The organism is Candidatus Hydrogenedentota bacterium, from assembly GCA_019637335.1.
GTDB lineage: Bacteria > Hydrogenedentota > Hydrogenedentia > Hydrogenedentales > JAEUWI01 > JAEUWI01.
On sequence record JAHBVV010000021.1, the window covers coordinates 101,656 to 123,332 of the forward strand.

General features: G+C 62.1%; 12 protein-coding genes. 4 read left to right on the forward strand and 8 right to left on the reverse strand.

Annotated elements, in window-relative coordinates; all coding sequences use genetic code 11:
• Positions 1-127 precede the first annotated feature (127 nt).
• Positions 128-2,038: an MFS transporter gene (locus KF886_19350; protein ID MBX3179518.1), complete on the forward strand. Its 1,911-nt coding sequence runs from the start codon at positions 128-130 to the stop codon at positions 2,036-2,038.
• Here KF886_19350 and KF886_19355 read toward each other — a convergent pair.
• The 3 genes from KF886_19355 to tadA form a co-directional block, all read right to left on the reverse strand.
• Positions 2,014-3,393: a Gfo/Idh/MocA family oxidoreductase gene (locus tag KF886_19355; GenBank protein MBX3179519.1), complete on the reverse strand. Its 1,380-nt coding sequence runs from the start codon at positions 3,391-3,393 to the stop codon at positions 2,014-2,016. The genes KF886_19350 and KF886_19355 overlap by 25 nt on opposite strands.
• A gap of 540 nt (positions 3,394-3,933) precedes the next feature.
• A complete protein-coding gene (gene dnaN, locus KF886_19360; protein MBX3179520.1) occupies positions 3,934-5,040 on the reverse strand; it encodes a DNA polymerase III subunit beta in 1,107 nt (368 codons plus the stop codon).
• A gap of 665 nt (positions 5,041-5,705) precedes the next feature.
• A complete protein-coding gene (gene tadA, locus KF886_19365; protein ID MBX3179521.1) occupies positions 5,706-7,682 on the reverse strand; it encodes a Flp pilus assembly complex ATPase component TadA in 1,977 nt (658 codons plus the stop codon).
• 244 nt (positions 7,683-7,926) lie between these two features.
• Between tadA and KF886_19370 the strand changes: the two genes are divergently transcribed.
• Positions 7,927-9,060 carry an amidohydrolase family protein gene (locus KF886_19370; protein ID MBX3179522.1) on the forward strand — a complete coding sequence of 378 codons (1,134 nt, stop codon included), beginning with the start codon at positions 7,927-7,929 and terminating at the stop codon, positions 9,058-9,060.
• A gap of 48 nt (positions 9,061-9,108) precedes the next feature.
• Here KF886_19370 and KF886_19375 read toward each other — a convergent pair whose 3' ends face one another.
• Together KF886_19375 and KF886_19380 are read right to left on the reverse strand one after the other, a co-directional pair.
• A complete protein-coding gene (locus tag KF886_19375) occupies positions 9,109-12,687 on the reverse strand; it encodes a protein kinase (GenBank protein MBX3179523.1) in 3,579 nt (1,192 codons plus the stop codon).
• A gap of 12 nt (positions 12,688-12,699) precedes the next feature.
• Positions 12,700-13,515 carry a prolyl oligopeptidase family serine peptidase gene (locus KF886_19380; protein ID MBX3179524.1) on the reverse strand — a complete coding sequence of 272 codons (816 nt, stop codon included), beginning with the start codon at positions 13,513-13,515 and terminating at the stop codon, positions 12,700-12,702.
• A gap of 243 nt (positions 13,516-13,758) precedes the next feature.
• On the opposite strand from KF886_19380, the gene KF886_19385 reads away from it, so the two are divergent.
• A complete protein-coding gene (locus KF886_19385; protein ID MBX3179525.1) occupies positions 13,759-15,024 on the forward strand; it encodes a PmoA family protein in 1,266 nt (421 codons plus the stop codon).
• Positions 15,025-15,128: 104 nt separating this feature from the next.
• Here the strand turns inward: KF886_19385 and KF886_19390 are convergent, their stop codons facing one another.
• The 3 genes from KF886_19390 to KF886_19400 all read right to left on the reverse strand — a co-directional run bounded on the left by KF886_19390 (position 15,129) and on the right by KF886_19400 (position 19,947).
• Positions 15,129-16,724 (reverse strand): hypothetical protein, encoded by a 1,596-nt coding sequence (locus KF886_19390; protein ID MBX3179526.1) that lies wholly within the window; start codon positions 16,722-16,724, stop codon positions 15,129-15,131.
• 242 nt (positions 16,725-16,966) lie between these two features.
• Positions 16,967-18,535, reverse strand: coding sequence for a citramalate synthase (gene cimA / locus KF886_19395; protein ID MBX3179527.1), 1,569 nt, complete (start codon positions 18,533-18,535; stop codon positions 16,967-16,969).
• A 188-nt stretch (positions 18,536-18,723) separates the two neighbouring features.
• Entirely contained in the window at positions 18,724-19,947 is a 1,224-nt protein-coding gene (locus KF886_19400) for a cofactor-independent phosphoglycerate mutase (GenBank protein ID MBX3179528.1), read from the reverse strand.
• Between the two features lie 167 nt (positions 19,948-20,114).
• Here KF886_19400 and KF886_19405 point away from each other — a divergent pair, with 167 nt between their 5' ends.
• Positions 20,115-20,750 carry a class I SAM-dependent methyltransferase gene (locus KF886_19405; GenBank protein MBX3179529.1) on the forward strand — a complete coding sequence of 212 codons (636 nt, stop codon included), beginning with the start codon at positions 20,115-20,117 and terminating at the stop codon, positions 20,748-20,750.
• Positions 20,751-21,677: the final 927 nt, after the last annotated feature.

Consider the following 21,677-nt stretch of genomic DNA (forward strand, 5'->3'; position numbering starts at 1 on the left):
GATGATAGCACGGCGCCGGGCGTTGCGTTCCAGGCGGGTGAATTTCATTCTAACTGTTGAATATCTAACAATATTGTGATAGAATCTTGCGGTGAGTACGTGACAACACGGGAAGGAGCCCTTGCCCATGCACGCTTGGCCACTACTCGGGCAGCGCCGTTTTGCGCCACTCTTCTGGGTGCAGGCCCTGGGCGCGTTTAACGACAACGTCTTCAGGAATGCGCTCGTAATACTCGTGACCTTCCGCGCAACGGGTATTGCGGGTTTGAGCCCGGCGTCCACCGTGGCGCTTTGCGGCGGGCTGTTTATTCTGCCCTTCTTCCTGTTTTCGGGCATCGCCGGACAAATGGCGGACCGCTGGTCGAAAACGAGCCTGATCCCCTGGATAAAGCTGGCCGAGATCGGAATCATGGGCATCGCCGCCGCCGGGTTGTACGCGGGCCGGCTGGACCTCCTGATTGGCGTCTTGTTCCTGATGGGGACCCAGTCGGCATTCTTTGGTCCCATCAAGTTCGGCATACTTCCCGAGCTGCTGCCGGATCGCGATCTCATCGGCGGAAACGCGCTGGTGGAAATGTCCACCTTTCTGGCGATCCTCCTGGGGACGATCGCGGGCGGCGTGCTCATCGCGCGGGAAAACGGGGCGCTGTGGGTGAGCGGGCTGGTCCTCGCCACAGCCGCGGCGGGTTGGCTTGTGACGTTCTTCCTGCAACCGCTGAAGCCCGCGGATCCCGGCAAGCAGATGGAGTGGAATCCGGCCCGCGCAACGTGGCGCATCATGGCCGCCGCGGCCGGCGAGCGCGTGATCTACCTGCCCATACTTGGCATCGCCTGGTTCTGGTTCACCGGGGCCAGTCTGCTTGCGCTGTTTCCGGATTTTTCCAAGGTTTACCTGGGCGGCAGCGAAGCCCTCGTAACCTTCTTTCTGGCCACCTTCTCCATCGGCATTGGCGCGGGATCGTTGATCTGCGAGCGCCTTTCGCGGGGGCGGGTGGAACTGGGGCTGGTGCCCATCGGCTCTATCGGCATTACGATCTTCCTCCTCGACCTCTTCATCGCCGGCGCGCCCGTGCTCGCGGATCCCTTTACCCTTTCGTCCTTCCTGTCCCAGTGGAGCGGCCTGAGAATCAGCATCGACATTTTCCTGCTCGCGGTCTTCGGGGGCTGCTATATCGTGCCGCTCATGGCGATGATCCAGCAGCGCTCCGCGCCGGGGCAGCGCGCGGCCGTCATCGCCGCCAGCAACGTCATCAACGCCATCTTCATGGTGCTCTCCGCGGTGTTCCTGATCGCGCAGCATCAGATCGGCGTGCCCGTTCCCTACATCTTCGGTGTGCTCGCGCTGATGAACGCCGCCATCGCGCTGTACATTTACCTGCTGATCCCCGAATTCCTCTACCGGCTGCTGTGCTATCTGCTCGCCAACGTCTCTTACCGGCTGCGGATTGAGGGAGAAGACCATATCCCCGACACCGGCCCGGTTCTCCTTGCGAGCAACCACGTCACCTTTGTCGACTGGCTGCTGATCGCCGGCGCCTGCCGTCGTCCCGCCCGCTTCGTTATGCACCACAGTTTCCTGAAGCTGCCCGTTGCGCGCTGGCTCTTCAAAGGCGCGCGGGTCATTCCCATTGCCTCGGGAAAGGAAGCGCCCGCCGTGCTTAAGCAATCGTTCGAAACCATCGCCGAGGCCCTCGCCAACGGCGAAGTCGTGTGCATCTTTCCGGAGGGGCAGATCACGCGGGACGGCAAGTTCAACGAGTTTCGCGCCGGCATCGAACGCATTGTCGCACGGAATCCGGCGCCGGTTGTCCCGATCGCGCTTTCCGGGCTCTGGGGGAGCTACTTCAGCCGCGAGCGCGGACGGGCGATGAAGGGCAATCCCCTGCGGTGGATCTGGGCGCGCGTAACGCTTCGAATCGGAACGCCAATCGCGGCCGCCGAACTCACTGCGGACGGCCTGAAGCAGCGCGTACTGGCGCTTTACGAGGGCGACCAGGCGGCTGGTTCAGACCCTCAAAGCGACCAACCATCCCGGTAGGGCGGATTCACCAGGATGTTTGCGTCGGGTACATTCGTTACCCGCAACGCCTCGCCATCCCAATCCAGGCGGCGATCCTTCATGCGGATCGCCAGCACGCCCGCGAGCACCATTTCGGTCAGCGGGCCCCCATACTCGAAATTCGACGAAGCCGGACGGCCATCCTTGCACGCGCGAAGCCAGTCGTGCTCGTGTGGGGCGCTGGTCTGTTCCACGCGCGGAATTGTCGGATCGGGATCCGGGTATTCGGCCCGGCGCGATTCCGGAAGTATCTGGGCTCCGCCGGCTCCATGGGATTTGTGCAAAATGACGCCCTTGTCGCCCACGAGGAGCGCGCCGTTGTTGGGCAGGTCGATATCCCCGGGCAACATATCGGGGATGGGCGGCTTGAGACGCCCGTCATACCACGTAAGCTTCACGGGCGGTTTCGACCCGCGCGCGGGAAACTGATAGGTGACGACGCACGCGCGCGGATAGGTCTCCTCCTGGATTCCCGGCTCGTAATGGGTGGTAGCGGCCTGAACCCAGGCGGGATGGCCCAGCTCCAGCGCATAAAAGGCGGGGTCGAGGATGTGGCAACCCATGTCGCCCAGGGGGCCCGTGCCGAAATCGTAGAACCCGCGCCAGCTCAGCGGATGGTATATGGGGTGGTATGGCCGCATCGGCGCCGGTCCAATCCACAGATCCCAATCGAGCGAGGCCGGGACCGGCGGCGCGTCCGACGGGCGCGCCATAATCGGAAAGTCCGACCAGGGATCACCGCCCACCGGACGATCGCTCCACGCAAGCACCTCGCGCACCGGGCCGATGGCGCCATCGTCAACCCACTCCTTTACGCGGCGGATCTCGTTGGAAGATCGGCCCTGATTCCCCATTTGCGTCTGGATTCCCGCTTCGCGCGCGGCCAGCGTAATGGCGCGCACCTCGTGCAGGGTGTGCGCCAAGGGTTTCTGGCAGAACAGATGCTTCCCGTGCTGGATCGCGGCCATACAGATTACAGCGTGGGTATGGTCGGGCGTCGCGCAGATGACCGCGTCGAATTGATCCGCGGCATCGTCGAACATCTTCCGGTAATCCACGAACCGCGCAGCGCCGGGATATTGATTGAAGATCCGCTCCGCATGGGCGCTGTCCACATCGCACAGAGCGACGATGTTTTCGGTCGCCGCGCAGGCCGCAATGTTGTTGCGGCCCATTCCGCCAATTCCGACCGCGGCGATATTCAGCTTCTCGTTGGGCGATATCTTCCCGGGCACAACACGGGCCGTGTTCGCGGTCGCGGTCTGACAGGCCGAAAGCGCCGAAGTCGTGGTGGCCGCTATAAACGCGCGGCGGGTCAACGTGCGGGTGGGCATTGCTCATTCCTCCGATCCCGGCCGGTTTCCAGCCGGAGCACTTGAGCCTACCCCATTGCATGCGGAAATTTCGACCTGAATCGAGGCGCGTATACTCTTCGTGAGGTACGGAATGCGGGCTGTTCCAGCGACGAACACGCTATATGTTGTATTGACCGGGAGAAGCCTCGAAAAACCGGTTTTTCGCCGCTCTCCCGAAGTTATCCACAGGCTCCACTTTTTTTTTCAGCGTGGCCGGGTTGTTGAATATATTTTCAGGCATATAAACATAAACAATTTAAAATAAAGTGTTTATATACGAAAAATTACTGTACTTCGATCTGGCCAGGACCGACTTTATCCACATCAGCACACCATCCATACCGACTTATACACATGTTTTCCACACCCCTTCGGGCGGCGAAGCTATACATCCCCGCACAATATCTTGAGCGTCATGAGGCCGCAGGACGACCAGCAGAAAAAAACGCGGAAGTCCGTTGAAGTGGACTTCCGCGAAGTATGTCGATCGGGCGTTCGCGCCGGGATTGCCATCCGGCGTCAGATTCGGATGGGCATGATCACATTCACGTAGCTGTCGTCCGGCGCGTCGGTGCACGGCTTCAGTATCCCCGGGCTCATGGCGTCCTTCACCACGAGCACCACCTGGTCCGAATCGACGCGCCGAAGCACATCGAGCACGAAGTCCGGGTTAAAGGCGATTTCCACGACCTCGCCATCGTACTCGACGGGCAGTTCTTCCTCGTATTCACCGACTTCCGGCGTCACCACCTTCAGCCCCAGGAGGCCCTTTCCAAAGCTGAAGCGCACCGAATTGAACTTTTCGTTCGTCATTGTGCGGGTGCGGCGCATGGCCTCCATGAAGCGATCGGTATTAACAATGATTTCCTTGTCGTGCTTGGCCGGAATGACCATGTTGTAGTTTGGAAAGGTTCCCTCGATGAGCGCCGACACCAGGCGGAGGTTGTTGAATACAAAGGCGATCTGGCTTTCGTCCAATAACACCTCGACCGGCGCGTCGTCGTCCAGGAGGCGTTCGAGCTCGTGAATCATCTTCGACGGGATGATGACCTTGGCTTCCTTTTCCTCGGGAACGGCTTCCGAATCTCGATTCAGGCTCATGCGGCGGCCATCCGTGGCGACGACGGTCACCTTTCCGCCCGCAATCTCAAAAAGCAGCCCCGTGAGGTTGTAGCGCGCCTGATCGTTGCAGATGGCGAAGGACGATCGCTGAAACAGCTTCTTCAACTGCCCCTGTTTGAACGAAAGCGGCTCGATGCCCTCGAAATTGCGGATCGGCGGGAATTCATCCGGCGACATGCTGAACAGACGCGTCTCGATCTTCCCGCAGGTGATCTCGATGACGTTGTTGTCCATGAGGTGGAGCGTAATGTCTTCGTCGGGCATTTCACCGAGCATGGAGGATACGCGCTGCGACGACACCGTGAGCGCCCCAGGTTGCTCCACAAGGCAATCCACGGTGCATTCGATGCTGACCTTGAGATCCGTAGCCGCAAGCTTCACACAGGCCTCTCCGGTCTCGATAAGGATGTGCGAGAGGATGGGCAGCGCAGACTTGGACGAGACGACGCTCTTCACCTTGTTGACAGCATCGAACAAATCCTGTCGCGGGATCGTAATCTTCATTCTGGTTCTCCATGTCCTGGGGTGTGGATAAGTGATGCTTAGTATATAAGAACGAATTTAGATATAAAAAACGTCATAGTCTTAATAGGGGATGGGATAGCGGGGATAACCTCCCCAAACGCCGTAATTATAGTCATTTAGCCCGTGGAAAAAAACTTGGATAACCCGGGACGTTATCCACGCTTGTCCCCACAACCCACGCGGAGCCCCGATCGCGGACATCTCAGGCCGGGTCTGTTTGTGGATAACTGGATCGGTTTTTCAGGGGTTATGAAGATCTTATACACAGGCCGGTTGAGCGTACTTTTCCACCGTGGTGGCGGGGTTATCCACAGCCCCGGAAACCCGAAAACCTGTGCTCCGGTTCTGTTTTGTATCCTATCCAATTCGCGGGGGTTCAGCGGCGTCCAAGGAACAACGGCGCGCGTTCAATGGAACTGCACGCCGTTGTTAAGTCATTTATTTTCAGTTACTTAGAAACGTTGTCTCACCGGATCCAGTTCAAGCGTATGTGTTTATAACTCTATGAATTACAATAGCTTGTATCGGTCATGCTGTCATACGGCGCGCTGTGTAATCTCGGGTTGGAACGAGTTTATTCACATGTTTTCCACAGCCCCTAGCGTAGCAGATTATAGCGGTATGGGCCGGTAAACGGGACTCTGTCAGGTTCGGATTACGCGCAGGAATTCCTCGGGATTCACAATCCCGTCCTTGACCTTCTGCCGGCACCGCATCGCCATGGTCTTGAGCTTGGAGGCCTTCATTATTTCGTCCGTACCCGCCTCGTCTTCGATGAGTTTGCGAATCGGTTCGTTGATTTCCAGGATTTCGAAGATGCCGGTGCGTCCGAAATTTCCGGTGTGATAACAGGCGTCGCAGCCCTTGCCGCGATACAGCTTCTTCGTGGTTGCCGGCAGGCCGAGGGACTTCAGGAGTGTCGCCGGCGGTTTGAAAGCGGTTCGGCATTCCTGGCAGATAGTGCGTACGAGGCGCTGGCCGACAATGGCGGTAAGGGCGCTGGAGATCAGGTAGGCCGGCACATCCATGTTGCGCAAGGTTGCGATGGCCTCGGGCGCGTCGTTTGTGTGGAGCGTGCTGAAGACGAGGTGTCCCGTCATTGCGGCTCGCACCGCGATGCGCGCGGTCTCGGCGTCGCGAATTTCGCCGACCAGCAACACGTCGATGTCCTGGCGCAGGGCGGCGCGCAGGGTATTGGCGAAGGTGACGTCGATATCCGTATCGATCTGCACCTGGTTGATGCCTGAGAGCTGATACTCCACTGGATCTTCGAGCGTCACAATGCTGTCGGTCATGACGTTCTTCTGATTCAGGGCGGCGTATAGGGTGGTGGTCTTTCCGCTGCCGGTGGGGCCGGTGACCAGGATCATGCCGTACGGCTGCTCGATGAGCCGGAGCAGGGTTTCCTCGTCGTCGGCCTCGAGGCCGAGATCGCGTATGCCGGAGAGGACGGAAGACTGATCCAGGAGGCGCAAGACGACGCGCTCTCCGAGGAAGGTCGGCAGCGTGGCCACGCGAACGTCGAATTCACGTTCGCCAACTTCCAGACTGATGTGGCCGTCCTGCGGGTGCCGGGTCTCGGTGATATCCAGATCGGCGATAATCTTGATTCTTGAAACGACGGCGGCCTCGAGTTCTTCGGGGATACTCATGATGTCATGGAGCACGCCGTCGATGCGGTAGCGTACGCGCATCTCGGGCTCCTGGGGATCCAGGTGGATATCGGTGGCGCCGGAATTCACGGCGCCCTCGATGATCGTGCTGACCATCTGAATGACCGAACTGCCTGAGGCGGCCCGGGCAATGCTTTCAAAACGGGCAGTTTCGCGTTCGCCCCCCACTTCGTATTCCTCGGTCGTGTCCACAGTGTTGCTCTCCATAACGGGTGTTGCTTCAACGATTTTGGGGATTTCCGCGGCGTGCGTCAAATCGACGCGTTTTACCGGCGTTCGCGCCAGCACGGGAGCGCTCTCGCCGCCGGGTTTATTGAGAATTGCGTAGCGTTTTTTTAATTCGGCCTTGATATCGTCGCAGGCGGTGATTTTGGCGATGATCCGGCGTCCCAGTAGGATTTCCGCCGCGTTCAAATGCTCGAGGGCGTGGGGGCTCACGATCAGGACTTCGAGGGAGTCGGTGTCTATGGATGTGGGAATAATCTCGTTTTTCCGGGCAATGCTCTCCGGAATGGCCTCGAGCGCTTCACGCGAGCTTTTTGCCTTGCCGAGGGCCACATACGGCAAGTCGTGCTGGCGGCTGAACGCCTTGGCGATGTCCTCGCGTGTTACATAGCCCATCTCAAGGAGCAGATTGCCGAGAAGCCGGCCCTTTTTCTTCTGAAGCTTGAGGACTTCATCGAGCTGGGCCTTCGTAATCGCACCCATGTCCACCAGGGTTTCGCCCATATTGGCCTGGGCCGTTCGGGTGGCCTTGGAGTGGAATTCAAAACGCAACATGTCCTCGACCGCGCTAAAGGAAACCTTGCGCGAACGGAGCAACTGCATATACCAGGGCGTGCCGGAACTCTCCGCGGCTTTCTGGGCCTGAAGCAGTTCATCGCGCGTGATCAGCTCCTGCTTGACGAGCTTTTCGCCGGCGTCGGCGCCCTTCTTGTGGGCACTCACAGGGTCGTTCTCCTCCTCTTGGTCCCATGGGGAAGCGCCATTATAGAGGGCGGGAGTGGAATTCGCAAAGTGCGACAAGCGCGAAAGCTGTTCCCATCCGAATGCGCTTACGGTCCACCATAATCCCGCATTCGGGCGGGAATTGCAAGCGTTTTTTTCCATTGGACCCGAAGCATGTGTTCGCGTATCATCGAAGGCTGCGCATGGCGGTCGAATTTTGAACCCACCGGAGAAGTTGACAGGAATGTCCGATAATCGAGAAAGCGAGACCGGCGCAAACGGCGCCAGGCCACCCGTAAACTTCGTGCAGCTGATGGCAAGCCTGCTTGTGGTGGCGCTGCTGGGCACGAACATCATCACCTGGACCTACTTCCAGGAGCAGTTGCGCGGTGTTCCTGGGGGAGGATCCGCGTCCGCGCCCCCGCCCAATACGCCGCTGGAGAACGTTTACCGCATCACCAATGGCCACGATCACCTTTACATGCTCAAGCATCTGGACAAGTACCTGAAGGCGGCGGAGACGCTCGGGGTGACGCGAACGCTTTTTGTCGCGAGTTCGGAATTCACGTTCATGGGCACAAGCGGCGATCCGGAGAAGCTGAACGATTGGAGTTCGAAGGAAGTTCTCACGGCGGCGAAACAGCACCCCGGGAAGGTCATCCCGTTTGTGACCATGCACCCGAATGACGAAGACAAGGTGGAGCTGCTCAAGGGCTATGTGGCCGAGGGCGCGATGGGGCTGAAACTTTACAACGGGCACAGCAATTTCTACGAGAAGCCGCTGGACGACCCGGTGATGATGCCCGTGTACGCGTATTGTGAAGAGATCGGGCTGCCGATTCTGTGGCACGTGAACATGGCGAAATACTCGAAGCAACTCTTTCGCGTGCTCGAAAAGTATCCCAACCTCACGGCGATCATTCCGCATTTTGGCGTGGGATTCTGGCAGCCGGACGGCCAGGTGATGAAGGACGTGGCCTGGATGCTGGACACCTACCCGAATGTGTACGTCGACAGCAGTTTCGGGACCCGTGAAATCCTGGTTGGCGGGTTGGAAAAGGTATCCGCAAACGTCGAATTCTTCCAGGATTTCTACGCGCGTTACCAGGACAAGATCATCTGGGGCACCGATATGGTGGTGACCGGCAACAAGGAAAAGACGGAACCCTGGATCGCTTCCGTCATCCGGGCCTGCCGCGACGTGCACGAAAAAGATCACTACACGTTCTGGATGGCCGCCGCGGGCTCCGGGTACGCCTACGGGAGCAAGTCCAACGTTTACGGAGAGCTTCGTGGGCTCAACCTGCCGCCTGAAATACTGAAGAAGATTTACGAGACGAATATCGACAAAGCCCTCGCGCGCGTTTCAGGGAGTTGATCTTCCGGCCGGCCCCGCACCCGAGTCGCCTCGAATCACCGGTTCGATTCATCGCCACGGCTCCGCCCGGAATATACGCGCTTGGCCGTTGGGTGTCAGGGTATAAAGTTCCATCCCGTCGGCGGAGAAGAACGCCGGCCCGATAACCCGGTTCAAGGTGGCGAGCACGCGTCCGTCACTCGCTCGGTGGATATGTGCCTGGTGCTTCGAGTGCTCCGTAGTAACGAAGCGGTCGCCTTCTGGATGGAACGCCACCGTCATCGCGTGGGAGCCGCGGTGCTCGTATACGCGTTGCAGGGTGTCGCAGTCGAAGTAGACGGGATTAAAGTTTCCACCGTAGAGCAACGCGTGGTGGCCACTATCGAATTCCACATGGTGGCCCCATCCCAGCCCATCCACGCGTGCGGCGGGCGCGCTCCAGTCGCCGTTTCGGTAGACGACGAAGGAATGGTCCGTGGAGCCGTTCAGGCCCCAGACGCCCGCAAACAACAGGGCGCCGTCGGGGCTCCAGGCGAGATCGTTGATTCGATTGCCGGCCAGGTCGGCGCGGTCGATCAAGGCGCCTGTCTCGAGGCTGCAGAACAGTGCGGGGGTCTGCGCCGCATCCACCGTACTGCGGTCACCATAGCCAAGCGCAATCACCGCGTTACCGGGGGCGATCGCGGCCGTGTAACAGGCCTCTTCGGCCTCCGGTGGAAATTCCCGGATGAGCGCGCCGCCTTCGGTTGCCCAAACGCGCGCAAAGCCATCGAAATGCGCCGTCGCCATCATGCTCCCGTCGGGGCTGAAGGCGATCTCGAGCACCTGGCTGCCGCCGGTGTTCCAGCGCCGCTCCAGCGCCATTTCCGGGATCCGCCACAGCCTGATTTCGGAGAGATCCGCCAGCGTGGCGAGCCGGTTGCGATCCGGATGCACGGCATAGCCACGAAATGGGGAACTGTATGGATCCGGGATGTCATGCGCAAGCGGCTTGCCGTTTTCGTCCCTGAACGGAATCCGGCTCATGTAGGGCGTATCTCGAATGCGCCAGAACTTAAGATGGCTGTTTTGGCTGAGTGTGGCCGCCACCGGCTCGGTGTTGGCAATGTCCAGCCCGCTCAGGGAAAGCGTGTGGGACTGGTGCTGTTCGATAAGCTCTCCAGATTGCGCATCCCATATGCTCCACCGCTCTCCCTGCTCGCGGATCCCGGCCAGGAGCCGATCTTGGCCGCCGTACACGACACCCCTGGCCCCGGTGGCTCCCGAAAGGTCGGGCAGCGGCTGATCGAGGTTCAGATCCCACTGTCCCACCGAGCCATCGGGGCGGACAAATATTGCCCACTCCCGCGCGGGATCGAGGTCGACCGTGCCGGGCAGCACTGCCATTTTCCGCGCGATCAACCCGGTATCCAGGTCGAGTGTACACAAGTCATCGTCGGAAAAGATGACCCGTGGCGGGTTCTCCAGGAAGCCCGCGACATTGCCAACATTATTCAGAACCAAGTCATAGAATTGACGGTATAGCTCGTTGACGCCGTCATAGCCCGGATGGGTCCACGGCTTCAGATCATGGTGCTGCCGCACGGCGCCGGTCTGGAAGTCCCAGACCAACAGGGCGCGGGCGCCGGATTCCCGGTCGCAGGTAATGCCCGCGGCGTAGCGGCCGCTCTCGTCGACAAGAAAATGGAACAACCATGCGCCGCCGACGCTGTGAAATTCCCGGACAATCCGGTCCTCTTCCCAATTGAAGTAGACCGCTGTTGTATAGCTCAGACCCGCGGTGAAATGGCCGGGATCCGGCCCGAAACCGGTTGCGCCGGGAAAGCCCTGAAAGGTGTCGAGCGGGCTGTAATAAACGTATTCGCCCCGCTTTCGATCATAGATGGTTATGGCGCCATGGGAACTCCATTTTGAAAGCACCAGGTGGTCATCGCGGCTGAAGAGGCACCGGAGCGACTGGACCGTACCCACTTTCAGCGGATCGTGGGGCGCGTCGGCGAGCAGTTTGCTGCTGGCGTGCCGCATTGCTCCCCACTCCCAACCGCGCAAGCCCTCGGGGGCGCGATCCAGGTATTCCAGCGCCCGTTCGGAATTGAGTTCGGCGAGGTACGAGTGCGCGGCAATCACGCTGGAGGCATAGGCCTCCTCGCGCAACAGCGTGTTTCGCTCCTCCACCGCGAGGCGCTGGCGGCGCTCCGCTTCGTGCGACTGGTGGAGCCGTATGTTGTAGTAGGCGAGACCGCCGGCCAGAATTGCGGCGGCGGCCATCCCGACGCGCACGGCGGTGCGATGGCGGCGATACAGACGTTGTAGATTCTGCCAGGGGGAGTAGGCGTACGCGCCGACGACGGCTCCCGCCAGGAAGCGCTGCACATCCTCGGCGAGTTCGCGGGCGGTCTGGTAGCGTTTCTCGGGATCCGCGCGGAGGGCCTTTTCGCAGATCGCCGCGAGTTCCGGCGGGGCCTCGGGCTCCAGGCTGCGCACGGGCTCGGGCCGCCCGCTCTGGACCCGGGCGAGAAGCTCCATTTTATTTGCGCCGGAATGCGGTGTGTTGCCGGTGAGGATTTCGTAGAGGACGGCGCCGAGCGAGTAGACGTCGGAGCGTTCATCGACGCGTTCGAGGTGTCCGAGGGCCTGCTCCGGCGGCATGTACGCCGGGGTGCCGACGATCTGCCCGTATTCGGTCTGTGCGAGGCCTTCCTCTCCTCCCAGGTTGAGCGCGCCAATCGCCTCGGCGAAACCTTTCTCATGCACGTCCTCAACGCCGCGCGCCTTCGCGAGACCCCAGTCCAGGACGACCGTCTCGCCGAATTCTCCGACCATCACGTTCGAGGGCTTGATGTCCCGGTGGAGCACGGCGCGGCTGTGGGCATATGCGATGGCCTGGCAGAGATCGACGAAATGGGGCAACAGCGCCAGGCGGGCCTGCCAGCCGCCATCCCGCCGAATGGCGCGGGCAAGGGTCTCGCCACGGACCAGCTTCATCGTGTAATAGAGCTGTCCGCCCGGGCGGTGGCCCAGCTCATACACCGGCACGATGGAAGGGTGCTCAAGTTGTCCGGTGATTCGGGCTTCCTGAAGGAAACGGTGGACGAGCGGGACGGAGAGCCGGACCGGGCTCTCCGCGGCCATGGAGAGGGTGTCGCTGCTGTGGGAGACGTTGGGGAGCAATTCCTTCATCGCGATATCGCGGCCCAGGTGGGTGTCGTGGACCAGAAGTACCCGGCCCATGCCGCCGCGGGCGTATTCGCTGTCGCCGCGGTAGCGGCCCGGCGTTTCGTGAATCAGGGCGTCGGCCAGGTCCCTGGAGGCTTCCGCCGTACCGGCGGGGAGGGTGCTCGCGCCGCTTCGCGCCGCATCGGCCAGGGCGGCTCGCTCCACGTAGCGCCCAAAGGCGAGCGAGGGATGGATGGCCGCTTCGAGCGCGGCGACCGCGTTGCCGCCGGCCTGCGCCACAGCCTGCGCGACCATTTCCCCAAGCGTATCGCGCCCCTCACGGGTGATTGCGTTGCTCGCGAGAAGGCGCTCGGGAATGGTCAGGCTCGGTTCTGCGGCCCAGGCGGCGGTGGCTTCGAGCGTCTGGGGGAGCGGGGCGAGGGATAGCTGCACCGCGAAAGCCGCAAACAGAAGGTTTTCCTCGTGGCTCATGGCGCGCCCACGTTATTTTTTGCGCTGCTTGAGCAGCCAGCGGATATGGCGCCTGTCGCCGTAGGCCTGGTCCCACGAATTGTGTCCGGCGCCTTGAAACACCGTGTATTGGACGTCGCCGCCCGCCGCATTCACACGCGCAACCATTTCCGCGGATCGTTCTTGCGGAACCACGTCGTCGTCACTGCCGTGGAATGCCCAGATCGGGAGGGTGGCCAAGTTCCGGACGCGTGAATCCATGGCGCCGAAGGCGGCCAGTGTGCGCGCCGGGAAACGCTTGCTGAGCTGTTCGAGGTCGCCACCGCCGCATATCGGCATCAGTGCGGCGAAGAGGTCGGCCCGTTGGGCGCCCCAGATCCAGGTGGCGTAGCCGCCGAGGGAGAGGCCGGTCAGTGTAATCGCCCGGTCGTCCACCCGGTACTCCGACCGGGTCTGTGCGATGGCGGCCTCAATGGCGGGAATCGCGGCGTCCCAGAAGCGATCCTTGGGGCACTGGGGCATCAGGACGAGGGCCGGGAACCATTCCCGGTGGAGCCGGATGGCGCGCCCGATCCCCACTTCGGTCTGGCGGAGATTGTCGTCCCCCCGCTCACCGGCGCCGTGCAGGAACACGATGAGGGGCCAGGCCCGCTTTGGGGAGTAGTTGTCGGGCACGTAGAGCGCGTAACGGGACTGCTGTCCCTGGGCGTCGACGGTCTTGTCGAGGAATCCGGTGGCGCGGGGTGATGCGTCCCGTGTAAAGATGGAATTGGGGCTGCCCGCGGCGGAAGTGATCGCGCAGCAGAGGGCCGCCATCAGCGCCGCGGCGCGCGGCAGGTAGTGGTGCATTCGGTGTCCTTTCGGTGGCCTGGGGCGGCGCGCCGGAGCTGCCGCCGGAAACCGGGCATAACGATACTTCTTTTGGGTGGGGCGTTGCACCTCCGGGCGGGTTGTGCTAGAGTGGCGCTTTGATTTCACTGCGGTATTTGTTGGTATTACAGCTTGCCTTCTTCTCCCGCGCCTGGCCGTTGCAGGGCTCCGGCGCGGCGCCGGGCTCCTGCCGGGCGTGAAGGCGAACCAGGAGATGTACGGATGCAAGGGATACTCAGGTGCGCGCTCGCGCTGTCGATCATCGCGCCGCTGGCGGGCGCGGCGGACCTGGCCGGCTCGCAGATAACACTGAAGGCCGGCGATACGAAGGTGCTGAACGCGCCGCTGGCGCTACCCTACGAGGGCGCCGCGCCGGAGGGCCGGGTCCTGGTGGAGGAAATGAAGACCGGCAAGGTATTCCCGGCCACGGTTCGGAATGGCGAGTTCGTATTCATTCCCGAAGGGGCCATGCCGGGCACGGAACACACGTACACCGTCAAGGTCGAGGAGGCGACGCCCTCCATCGCGCCGCGCGTGGTGGTGAAACAACAGGGCGAGAAGCCCATTGTGGATGTATTCATCGACGATGTCCATTTCACGAGCTACCACTATACGAATGAGTGGAAGAAGCCGTTCCTCTGGCCCGTCAACGCGGAGGGCCAGGTTGGCGTCACGCGCGACTGGCCGATGGGCGAGCAGGAGGGCGACAAAGGCAAGGACCACCCGCACCACAAGTCGTTTTACGCGGCCTACGGCGAGATCAGCCTCGTGAATGGGCGGGACGGCGCCGATCCGGAGATCTGGGACTGCTGGGCGGAGGGCGCCAATTCGGGCTTTCAGCACAGCGGCGAAGTGACCTTCGGTTCGGGCGACGCCTACGGCTGGGTCCGCGCCACGAACGTCTGGACGGATAAGAACCATAACCCGCTGCTGACCGAGGAGCGGGAGTACCGCTTTTACGCCACGCCGGAGAGCGGGCGGCTTGTGGACTGCTTCCTGACTTTTAAAGCCGACCGCGGCGCGGTTATGTTTCACGACACGAAAGAGGGCGGCATGGTCGCGATCCGGATGCGCCCGGAGCTTTCCTACGACAACGGCGTGATCACGAACGCGCTTGGGGATGTGGGCGAGGAAACGCTCTGGGGCAAGCCCGCCGCCTGGTGCGACTACTCGGGTGAACTGCCGGGCGTGGGCTGGCGCGGCCTGGCCGTGTTTGACCACCCGACGAACCTGCGCCATCCGACCAGCTGGCACGTGCGCAATTACGGGCTCATGGGGGCGAACCCCTTCGGGTACTCCTACTTCAAGGACAAGGAGCACAACCAGGGCCTCCTCCCCATGGAGAACGGCGACTATCTGATCAACAACAACGAGACGCTGTCGTTCAAGCACCGGGTCTACGTGCACAGCGGGAACGTGGAGCAGGCGGCGGTGGGCGACCGGTACGCGGATTTCGCGACGCCGCCCGCGGTGGCCTGGGTGAAATAGCACGACGACCCGCGGCCGTTTTGCTCGATAAACTCAAAGGCCCTTCCGGACAGGCCGGGAGGGCCTTTTTGCGTCTGGGTGGGAACGCGATTCCGCGCGCGGATTCAGCGATCTTCGAGCAGGGCGCGCACGCCGACCGTGACCGGGAACTGACTGCCAAACGGCAGCGACTCAACGTGGCCGTCCAGGTAGAGCACGTTTGCGCTTTCCGGGTCGCTTCCAAAAACCCGGGCGCCGGTGGTTTCGAACATGATGGGAATTCTCGCCCGGGTTCGCGATGCGGCTTGCGGGTCGGACCGATCGGTGACAAAGAAATACTCGATGTCCCTCTTGAGACGCCGGAGCACGCGATCCGCCGTCTCCAGGTCTCCCGTCAGCTCGGGTGGGGGCGCGCCCTCCACCAGCGATTTAAACGCGGCGAGGGCGCTCTCGTCGAGCAGTACATACCCGGTGTACACATACGAGCGGGCCAGCAGCCGGTGGGCGGTGTCGAAGTCCGGCGGGCTCTTCGACAGCGCGTCCCGCATCGCCTTCACGAGCGCGGGGTCGTTCAGGCTCGGCCGGACCAGGAGCGCCGGGTCCTGAATGTAGTGCGGGAAAAGGAGGCGCAGATCGGGGACCCATGCGCCAGGGACGTCCGCCGCCATGGGCGGGAAGGCCTGGCCTGGCGCCGACTGGCTGTATTCAATCAGCGCCTGTCCGATGGCCTCGAGGTTTTCCCGCGCGGCCGCCACCCGGGCGGCCTGGATGGAGCGGGAGATCGTGGGGACGAGGATCACGGCGATGATCGCCAGGATGAAAATGGGGACAGTCACCTGCATGAAGCGGAAGCCCCACGTGGCGATTCGCTCCTCCTGCGCTTCCTGGCCGGCCCGGAGATGGGCCTCCGTATCCTCGGTAAGGGAAGAAGGCGCCAGGAAATTGGGTAACCGGCGGAACGCCCGCCAAGCCGCGCGCTCTTCATCGCGGACGCGCTGGCTGGCCTCATTGGTTTCCAGGGCCGCATCGAGCTTGCGCGCGCGCGCGGCGGAGAGCAGGCCGAGCTGTTGCCGGCGGATCCTGTCGCGCGCGCCGCGCGGCGTTTGACCGGAATCGGCCGGCGCACCGTTAAGCTGGCTGGCCAGCGCCGCTAGAGCCCGTAGCTGGAGGCGCGCGGCGGCCCGGCGCGATACGTGGAGGCATTTTGCGCGCGCGGCCGGCGTGAAATCCGCTGTCGCGGCCAGCAGGATGGCCGCGCGCTCGCGGGGCGTAAGGGCTTTGAGCGCTTCCACGAGCCGGGGCGTTTCCTCGGGCGGAACAGCAGTGGTATCCGGCGGCGCGCCGTCCCATTGAGACCACTTGCGGTCTGGATCGCGGTCCAGGCCCCCTTTCAGAATATTGTCCCACGTGGCGCGCCGCATCTGGCTGCGGCGCTGGACCTGGTCCAGGTAGCGTTGCGTTGCGTGCCGGTACACCCAGACATCGGGCGCGCCCGATTTGCGGACCCGGGGAAGGTTTGTGTACACCGACATCATTGTCTGTTGGAAAAGTTGCGCCGCGGTGTCCGGATCGCCGGAGAGCCAGTAGAGATAGTTGAAAAGGGGGCCCTGGAAATAGGCGACGAACTCCCGGCACGTTGTGGGGTCGCCTTTGCGCATCGCTGCGAGCAGCGGGGCGGCGTCGCGTTGGGGGCAATCGGGCGCCTGTTCTTGCGTCGTCATCGGATCCATGTGCGGTTGGGCCACGGTTTCTTGCCGGGCGAACGCTGTACCGCCCGGAGGGGCTCAATGTATCAAAGCGGGCGGGGAAGTTTCACGCGGCCGATCTTGTGCGCGCGGTTTGCGAGGCGGGTCGCATCCCGGCGGGCAGAATGAACACGTTCAATGGGGTCTATCTCCAACGTTGTCACTCCCAGGCAGATCGGGAGCCCCGCCTGGCGGTTTGGCCCTACTTGAACCTGTGATTACGCGTGGCCCCGGGTCTTCAGCAGCTTGTACTCGATGCTGTCAACCAGCGCCCGGTAGGACGCCGAGATGATATTCTCGGAAACGCCCACCGTGCTCCACGCGCCATCCGGGTCGCTGGACTCAATCAAGACGCGGGTTTTCGCCCGGGTCGCATGCTGGCCATCCAGGATCCGGACCTTGTAATCATCGAGGTGCACCCCGCACAGTTCGGGGTAAATCGGTTCCAGACTCTTCCTAAGCGCCTGGTTAAGCGCGTCGACGGGCCCATCGCCCTCGGAGACGGTATGCAGGACTTCGCCGCCGGGCAGGCGGAGCTTTACGGTGCCCTCGGACTGTGTCGTCTCGCCGTGCTCGGCGCTGTGGTTGATGTGCGTGTGGAAGGCGAGTGTGGTGAAGAAGTTGCGGTGGCGTCCGGTTGCCTTTCGCATGACGAGCTCCAGGGATGCGTCGGCGCCCTCAAACTCGTATCCCTGGCTCTCGAGTGATTTGACCGTGTTCAAAATTTCTCTTGTCGCGGGATCATCGCGCTCGAGCGTGATTCCGAACTCGACCGCTTTTTGCATGAGACTTGATCGCCCGGAAACCTCGCTTACCGCGATATGGGTGCGGTTGCCCACCTTTTCCGGGTCGATGTGCTCGTAGCTGGCTTTTTTCTTGCGGACCGCGTCGGCGTGCATCCCGCCCTTGTGGGTGAAGGCGTCGCGGCCGATGAACGGGGCGTGGTCGCGCGGGGTCATGTTCGCGAGCTCGGCCACGAGGTGGGAGGTGTGGGTAAGCTGCTGGAGCTGCTCGGCGGTGACCACGTCGTACCCCATCTTGAGCTGTAGATTCGGGATCACGGAACACAGGTCGACATTGCCGGTGCGTTCGCCATAGCCGTTGATCGTGCCCTGGACGTGCACGGCGCCTTCGCGCACGGCGGCAAGGGTGTTGGCCACCGCGCATCCGGAGTCGTTGTGGGTGTGGATGCCGACTTGCGCTTTCGGAAGGCGCGCGCAGACCGCCCGGGTTGCTTCGGCGACGTCGTGGGGCAGGCGGCCGCCATTCGTCTCACAGAGGATCAGGACCTCGGCGCCGGCTTTCCAGCCGCACTCCAGCACGGTCAGGGCGTATTCGTTGTCCTCGAAGTATCCATCGAAAAAGTGCTCGCCATCCAGAAACACCCGGCGTCCCTGCGCCCTGAGATATGCGACCGATTCCTCGACGAGCTTCAGGTTTTCGTCCAGGCTGACCCGGAGCACTTCCTGCGCGTGGGAGGGCGAGGACTTCGCGAAGATGGTGACGATTTCCGTGCCGGCGCTGAGCAGCGCCTTGATGTTTGCGTCGTCTTCCACGGCGGATTTGGGATTCCGCGTGCTTCCGAACGCGGCCATTTTGGCGTGCTTCAGGTCCATGTCGCGCGTGCGCTCGAAGAGTTCCACGGCCTTCGGGTTGGAGCCCGGCTGCCCGCCTTCGATGTAGGAAATGCCCAGCGCGTCCAGCGCCCGAACGACCTGCAGCTGGTCGTCGGATGAAAACTTCACTCCGGGGCCCTGCGCGCCGTCGCGCAGGGTCGTGTCGTACATTTCGATGCGTTGGGCCACGTCAAACTTCTCCTGGACTGGTCTCCGGGCGGCGGGGGCCGTGCGGGAGGCCTTGTTCTGGTTGGCCCGTAATCATACGACAAAGAGGGGCGAAATGGGAAATGCGGGGCGCGCCGGGGGCGGGGCGGATACCCGTTGCGCGGTGTTTACAGGAATTCTTATGGGGTTAACTAGAACGCGATCTCAGGCGCGCGTATCAGGCGCTCCACCAGCGTGTATCCCTCTTCGATGAGTACGCCGCTGGCGGCTGCCGCGCGCTCGGAATAGACGGTGTTTGTGTCCGGGCGCACCCCCGCCCCGCACAGCGCAAAGGGCACCGGTCCGCCCGCGTGGGTCTTCGTCTGAATTGTGGTGAAGTGGTCTGGCGCCACCAGAATCCGGAGGTCGGGGTGCGAATCCAGATAGGCGAGGCAGGGCGCCACAATCCGGGCGTCGAAGTCTTCAATGGCCTGAATCTTCAGGTCGGCCCTTCCCTGGTGTGCGGTCTCGTCGGGGGCTTCCAGGTGGATGTATACGAAGTCGTGATCGTCAAGGGCCTTGAGGCCGGCCTGGACCTTCCCCTCGTAGTTGGTGTCGATCCAGCCGGTGGCCCCGGGCACGTTGATGACGTCCAGCCCGGCGCAGACGCCGATGCCCTTCACCAGGTCCACGGCGGAGATGACCGCGCCGGTGATCCCGAAGCGGCTGGCGTAGCTTTCCATTTCCGGCGCCTTGCCCTGGCCCCAGAGCCAGATGGAATTCGCCGGGAGCTTGCCGTCCGCCGCGCGCCGTTTATTTACCGCAAGTTCCGGCAGAATTTCCCTGGAGCGGGCCATCATTGCGTGAATCATGGCGGCCCCATCGCCCCTGGGCAGCCAGGGCGCGACTTCCTGGTCGGTGATGTTGTGGGGCGGCTCGCATTCCATGCGCACCATCTGGTCGAGCGTGGCCGCCTCGGAGGCATCGACAATCGCGAGGTGCCGGTAGCTCACGCCGGTGTGAAAGCGAACGGGGAATTCCCGGCCCAGGGTGTCGTTGAGCACCGGAATAATCTCGGCGGCTTCCTCGGTGGGGATATGGCCGGCGGTGAAGTCCTTCATGCGGCCATCTCGCACATTGACCAGGTTGCAGCGGTAGGCCACCTGGTTATCGGCCAGCTGAATACCCTGGTTGGCGGCCTCGATGGGCGCGCGGCCGCGGAAGGCCGCCCGGGGATTGTAGCCGAAGAGCGAGAGGTTGCCGATATCGCTGCCGGGCGGAAGTCCCTCGGGGATCGGGCAGAACTGTCCGGTCAGGCCGCGCGTGACGACGGCGTCCATGGCGGGGGTCTTCGCGATCTCAATCGGCGTGCGGTTGTCGTAATCGGGGAGGGGCCAGTCGGCCATGCCGTCCCCGAGTAGAATTAGGTACTTCACGGTGTTACTCCCGGCGCAAGGTGTGCGTGTAGGCTGAGCGCAGCACGATAGCACAGGGGTATGCGCAAGTCAATTGGCGGACGCCGCCGATCACGCGCTTGCGGCCCCGGGGCGATTCTTCGTAGCATGGGTGACAGGATGTTGCCCCTTTTTTCGGAGAATTTCCCATGCCCCCGACCGATTGGATCGCGCGCGTTTCCGCGCTGGATGTTTCGCTGGATGACGCGCAGGTCGCCCGGCTCACGGAATACGTCTTTCTGTTGCGGCAGTGGAACGCCTTTGTAACGCTGGTGTCGGCGGGGGATTTACCCCGCGTGGAAGACCACCACCTGGTGGACTCGCTGAGTCTGGTCAGGATCGTGCGGGAAATCGTGCCACGCGGCGGAACCCTGCTGGATATCGGGAGCGGGGGCGGTTTTCCGGCCATACCGCTTGCGGTGGCCCTGCCGGATCGGCGTATTGTGCTGATGGAGCGGAGCGCGAAGAAGGTATCGTTTTTGCGGAAGGTCATGGGGGCCCTGTCGCTGGGCCATGTGAGGCTGATTTGCGGGAGCTTTCCGGAAGATGTGCCGCCGACGCCGCCCGCAGCGATTACGGCGCGCGCTGTTGAACGCGCGGACCAGGTGCTTGCGGATGTGGCGGAGATCCTGCCGGACGGGTGCGTGTTTGTGTGCCAGTCCGGGGATCCGTCGGGCAAAGTGGATCCGGAAGTGTTCCACGTGGAACAAATTGATGACGCCTGGTCGAAATCCGGCCTGCGGCGTGGGAGTCTCCACCTGCTACGCCGCCGCGGCGAACGCTGAATGTTCCACGTGGAACATCCCACCCACATCACCGCCCGAATCCTCGCCACCACAGGCGGCTCCACGGGGCTTTCCCCGGATCCGCCGTTGGCCACCGCCCAACTCGGGTGAGTGCGGACCGTACGTAACAGTTCAGCCGTCTGAAGGAAAGAAGTTTTTCAACCATGAATGAACACAGTGCAGCCTCTGGCCGCAACCGAAGAAATGATCACCACGAAGGGCACGAAGACCACGAAGAGAAAGAGAGACGAAGCTTTGACCGCAGAGCAAGCAGACAGCGCATAGGGTGATTTCTTGTACGCGGATGATGTGGGTGGTTGAGTGACGGCGCGTTTTTTTAACCACGAATGAACACCAATGCACACGAATAAGAGAGACCATTGACCGGGTTCGAAGACTCAAATGGAGCGATAGCAGGTCCGCCTTTGAGCTTTTAAATGAGGACACTTTTTTCCCACGGATTTGCACAGAACGCCACCGATAGGAGGTAGAGACCGGCAGCGCCAGAGAGCCGGGTTGGTGTCCGCGCGGATCTTTGGCAGAACTCCTTCGTTGCGGCGAAAGGTTGATCTATGTTCTCCGCGGCCAATCAGGTTTCTTGTTGCTTGGCTGCCTGGCTGCGGACCTGGGAAAAGTCTGGTTGAACTGAATTTCGGTTTCTTATTGGCGGCTCATCCGGTTTGAGCGTACGGGATTATTCGCAGGCGTTTCTCCGTGCCCGAATTATCTGGAACCGCCCATGTATGCTGGTTGGGGCCTTTGTCGGAGTAATCGTATCGACTGCTCTTTCGGCCCGAAGGGCCAGTGCAGCTCCCAGCCCCGGGCAACGCCCCATAAGCGCTAACTTGTTTGCAATCCGCCGCAGGCCGCGTGCTATACTTCCCATCAGGAAGCGAGGACGGCCAATGATGGACGAAGATTGGAAGG

Excerpts from the sequence above, each read along its gene's own strand:
- KF886_19350 (MBX3179518.1), top strand. The coding sequence starts at position 128 with ATGCACGCTTGGCCACTACTCGGGCAGCGCCGTTTTGCGCCACTCTTC.
- KF886_19355 (MBX3179519.1), bottom strand. The coding sequence starts at position 3,393 with ATGCCCACCCGCACGTTGACCCGCCGCGCGTTTATAGCGGCCACCACG.
- dnaN (MBX3179520.1), bottom strand. The coding sequence starts at position 5,040 with ATGAAGATTACGATCCCGCGACAGGATTTGTTCGATGCTGTCAACAAG.
- KF886_19370 (MBX3179522.1), top strand. The coding sequence starts at position 7,927 with ATGTCCGATAATCGAGAAAGCGAGACCGGCGCAAACGGCGCCAGGCCA.
- KF886_19375 (MBX3179523.1), bottom strand. The coding sequence starts at position 12,687 with ATGAGCCACGAGGAAAACCTTCTGTTTGCGGCTTTCGCGGTGCAGCTA.
- KF886_19380 (MBX3179524.1), bottom strand. The coding sequence starts at position 13,515 with ATGCACCACTACCTGCCGCGCGCCGCGGCGCTGATGGCGGCCCTCTGC.
- KF886_19385 (MBX3179525.1), top strand. The coding sequence starts at position 13,759 with ATGCAAGGGATACTCAGGTGCGCGCTCGCGCTGTCGATCATCGCGCCG.
- KF886_19390 (MBX3179526.1), bottom strand. The coding sequence starts at position 16,724 with ATGACGACGCAAGAACAGGCGCCCGATTGCCCCCAACGCGACGCCGCC.
- cimA (MBX3179527.1), bottom strand. The coding sequence starts at position 18,535 with ATGTACGACACGACCCTGCGCGACGGCGCGCAGGGCCCCGGAGTGAAG.
- KF886_19405 (MBX3179529.1), top strand. The coding sequence starts at position 20,115 with ATGCCCCCGACCGATTGGATCGCGCGCGTTTCCGCGCTGGATGTTTCG.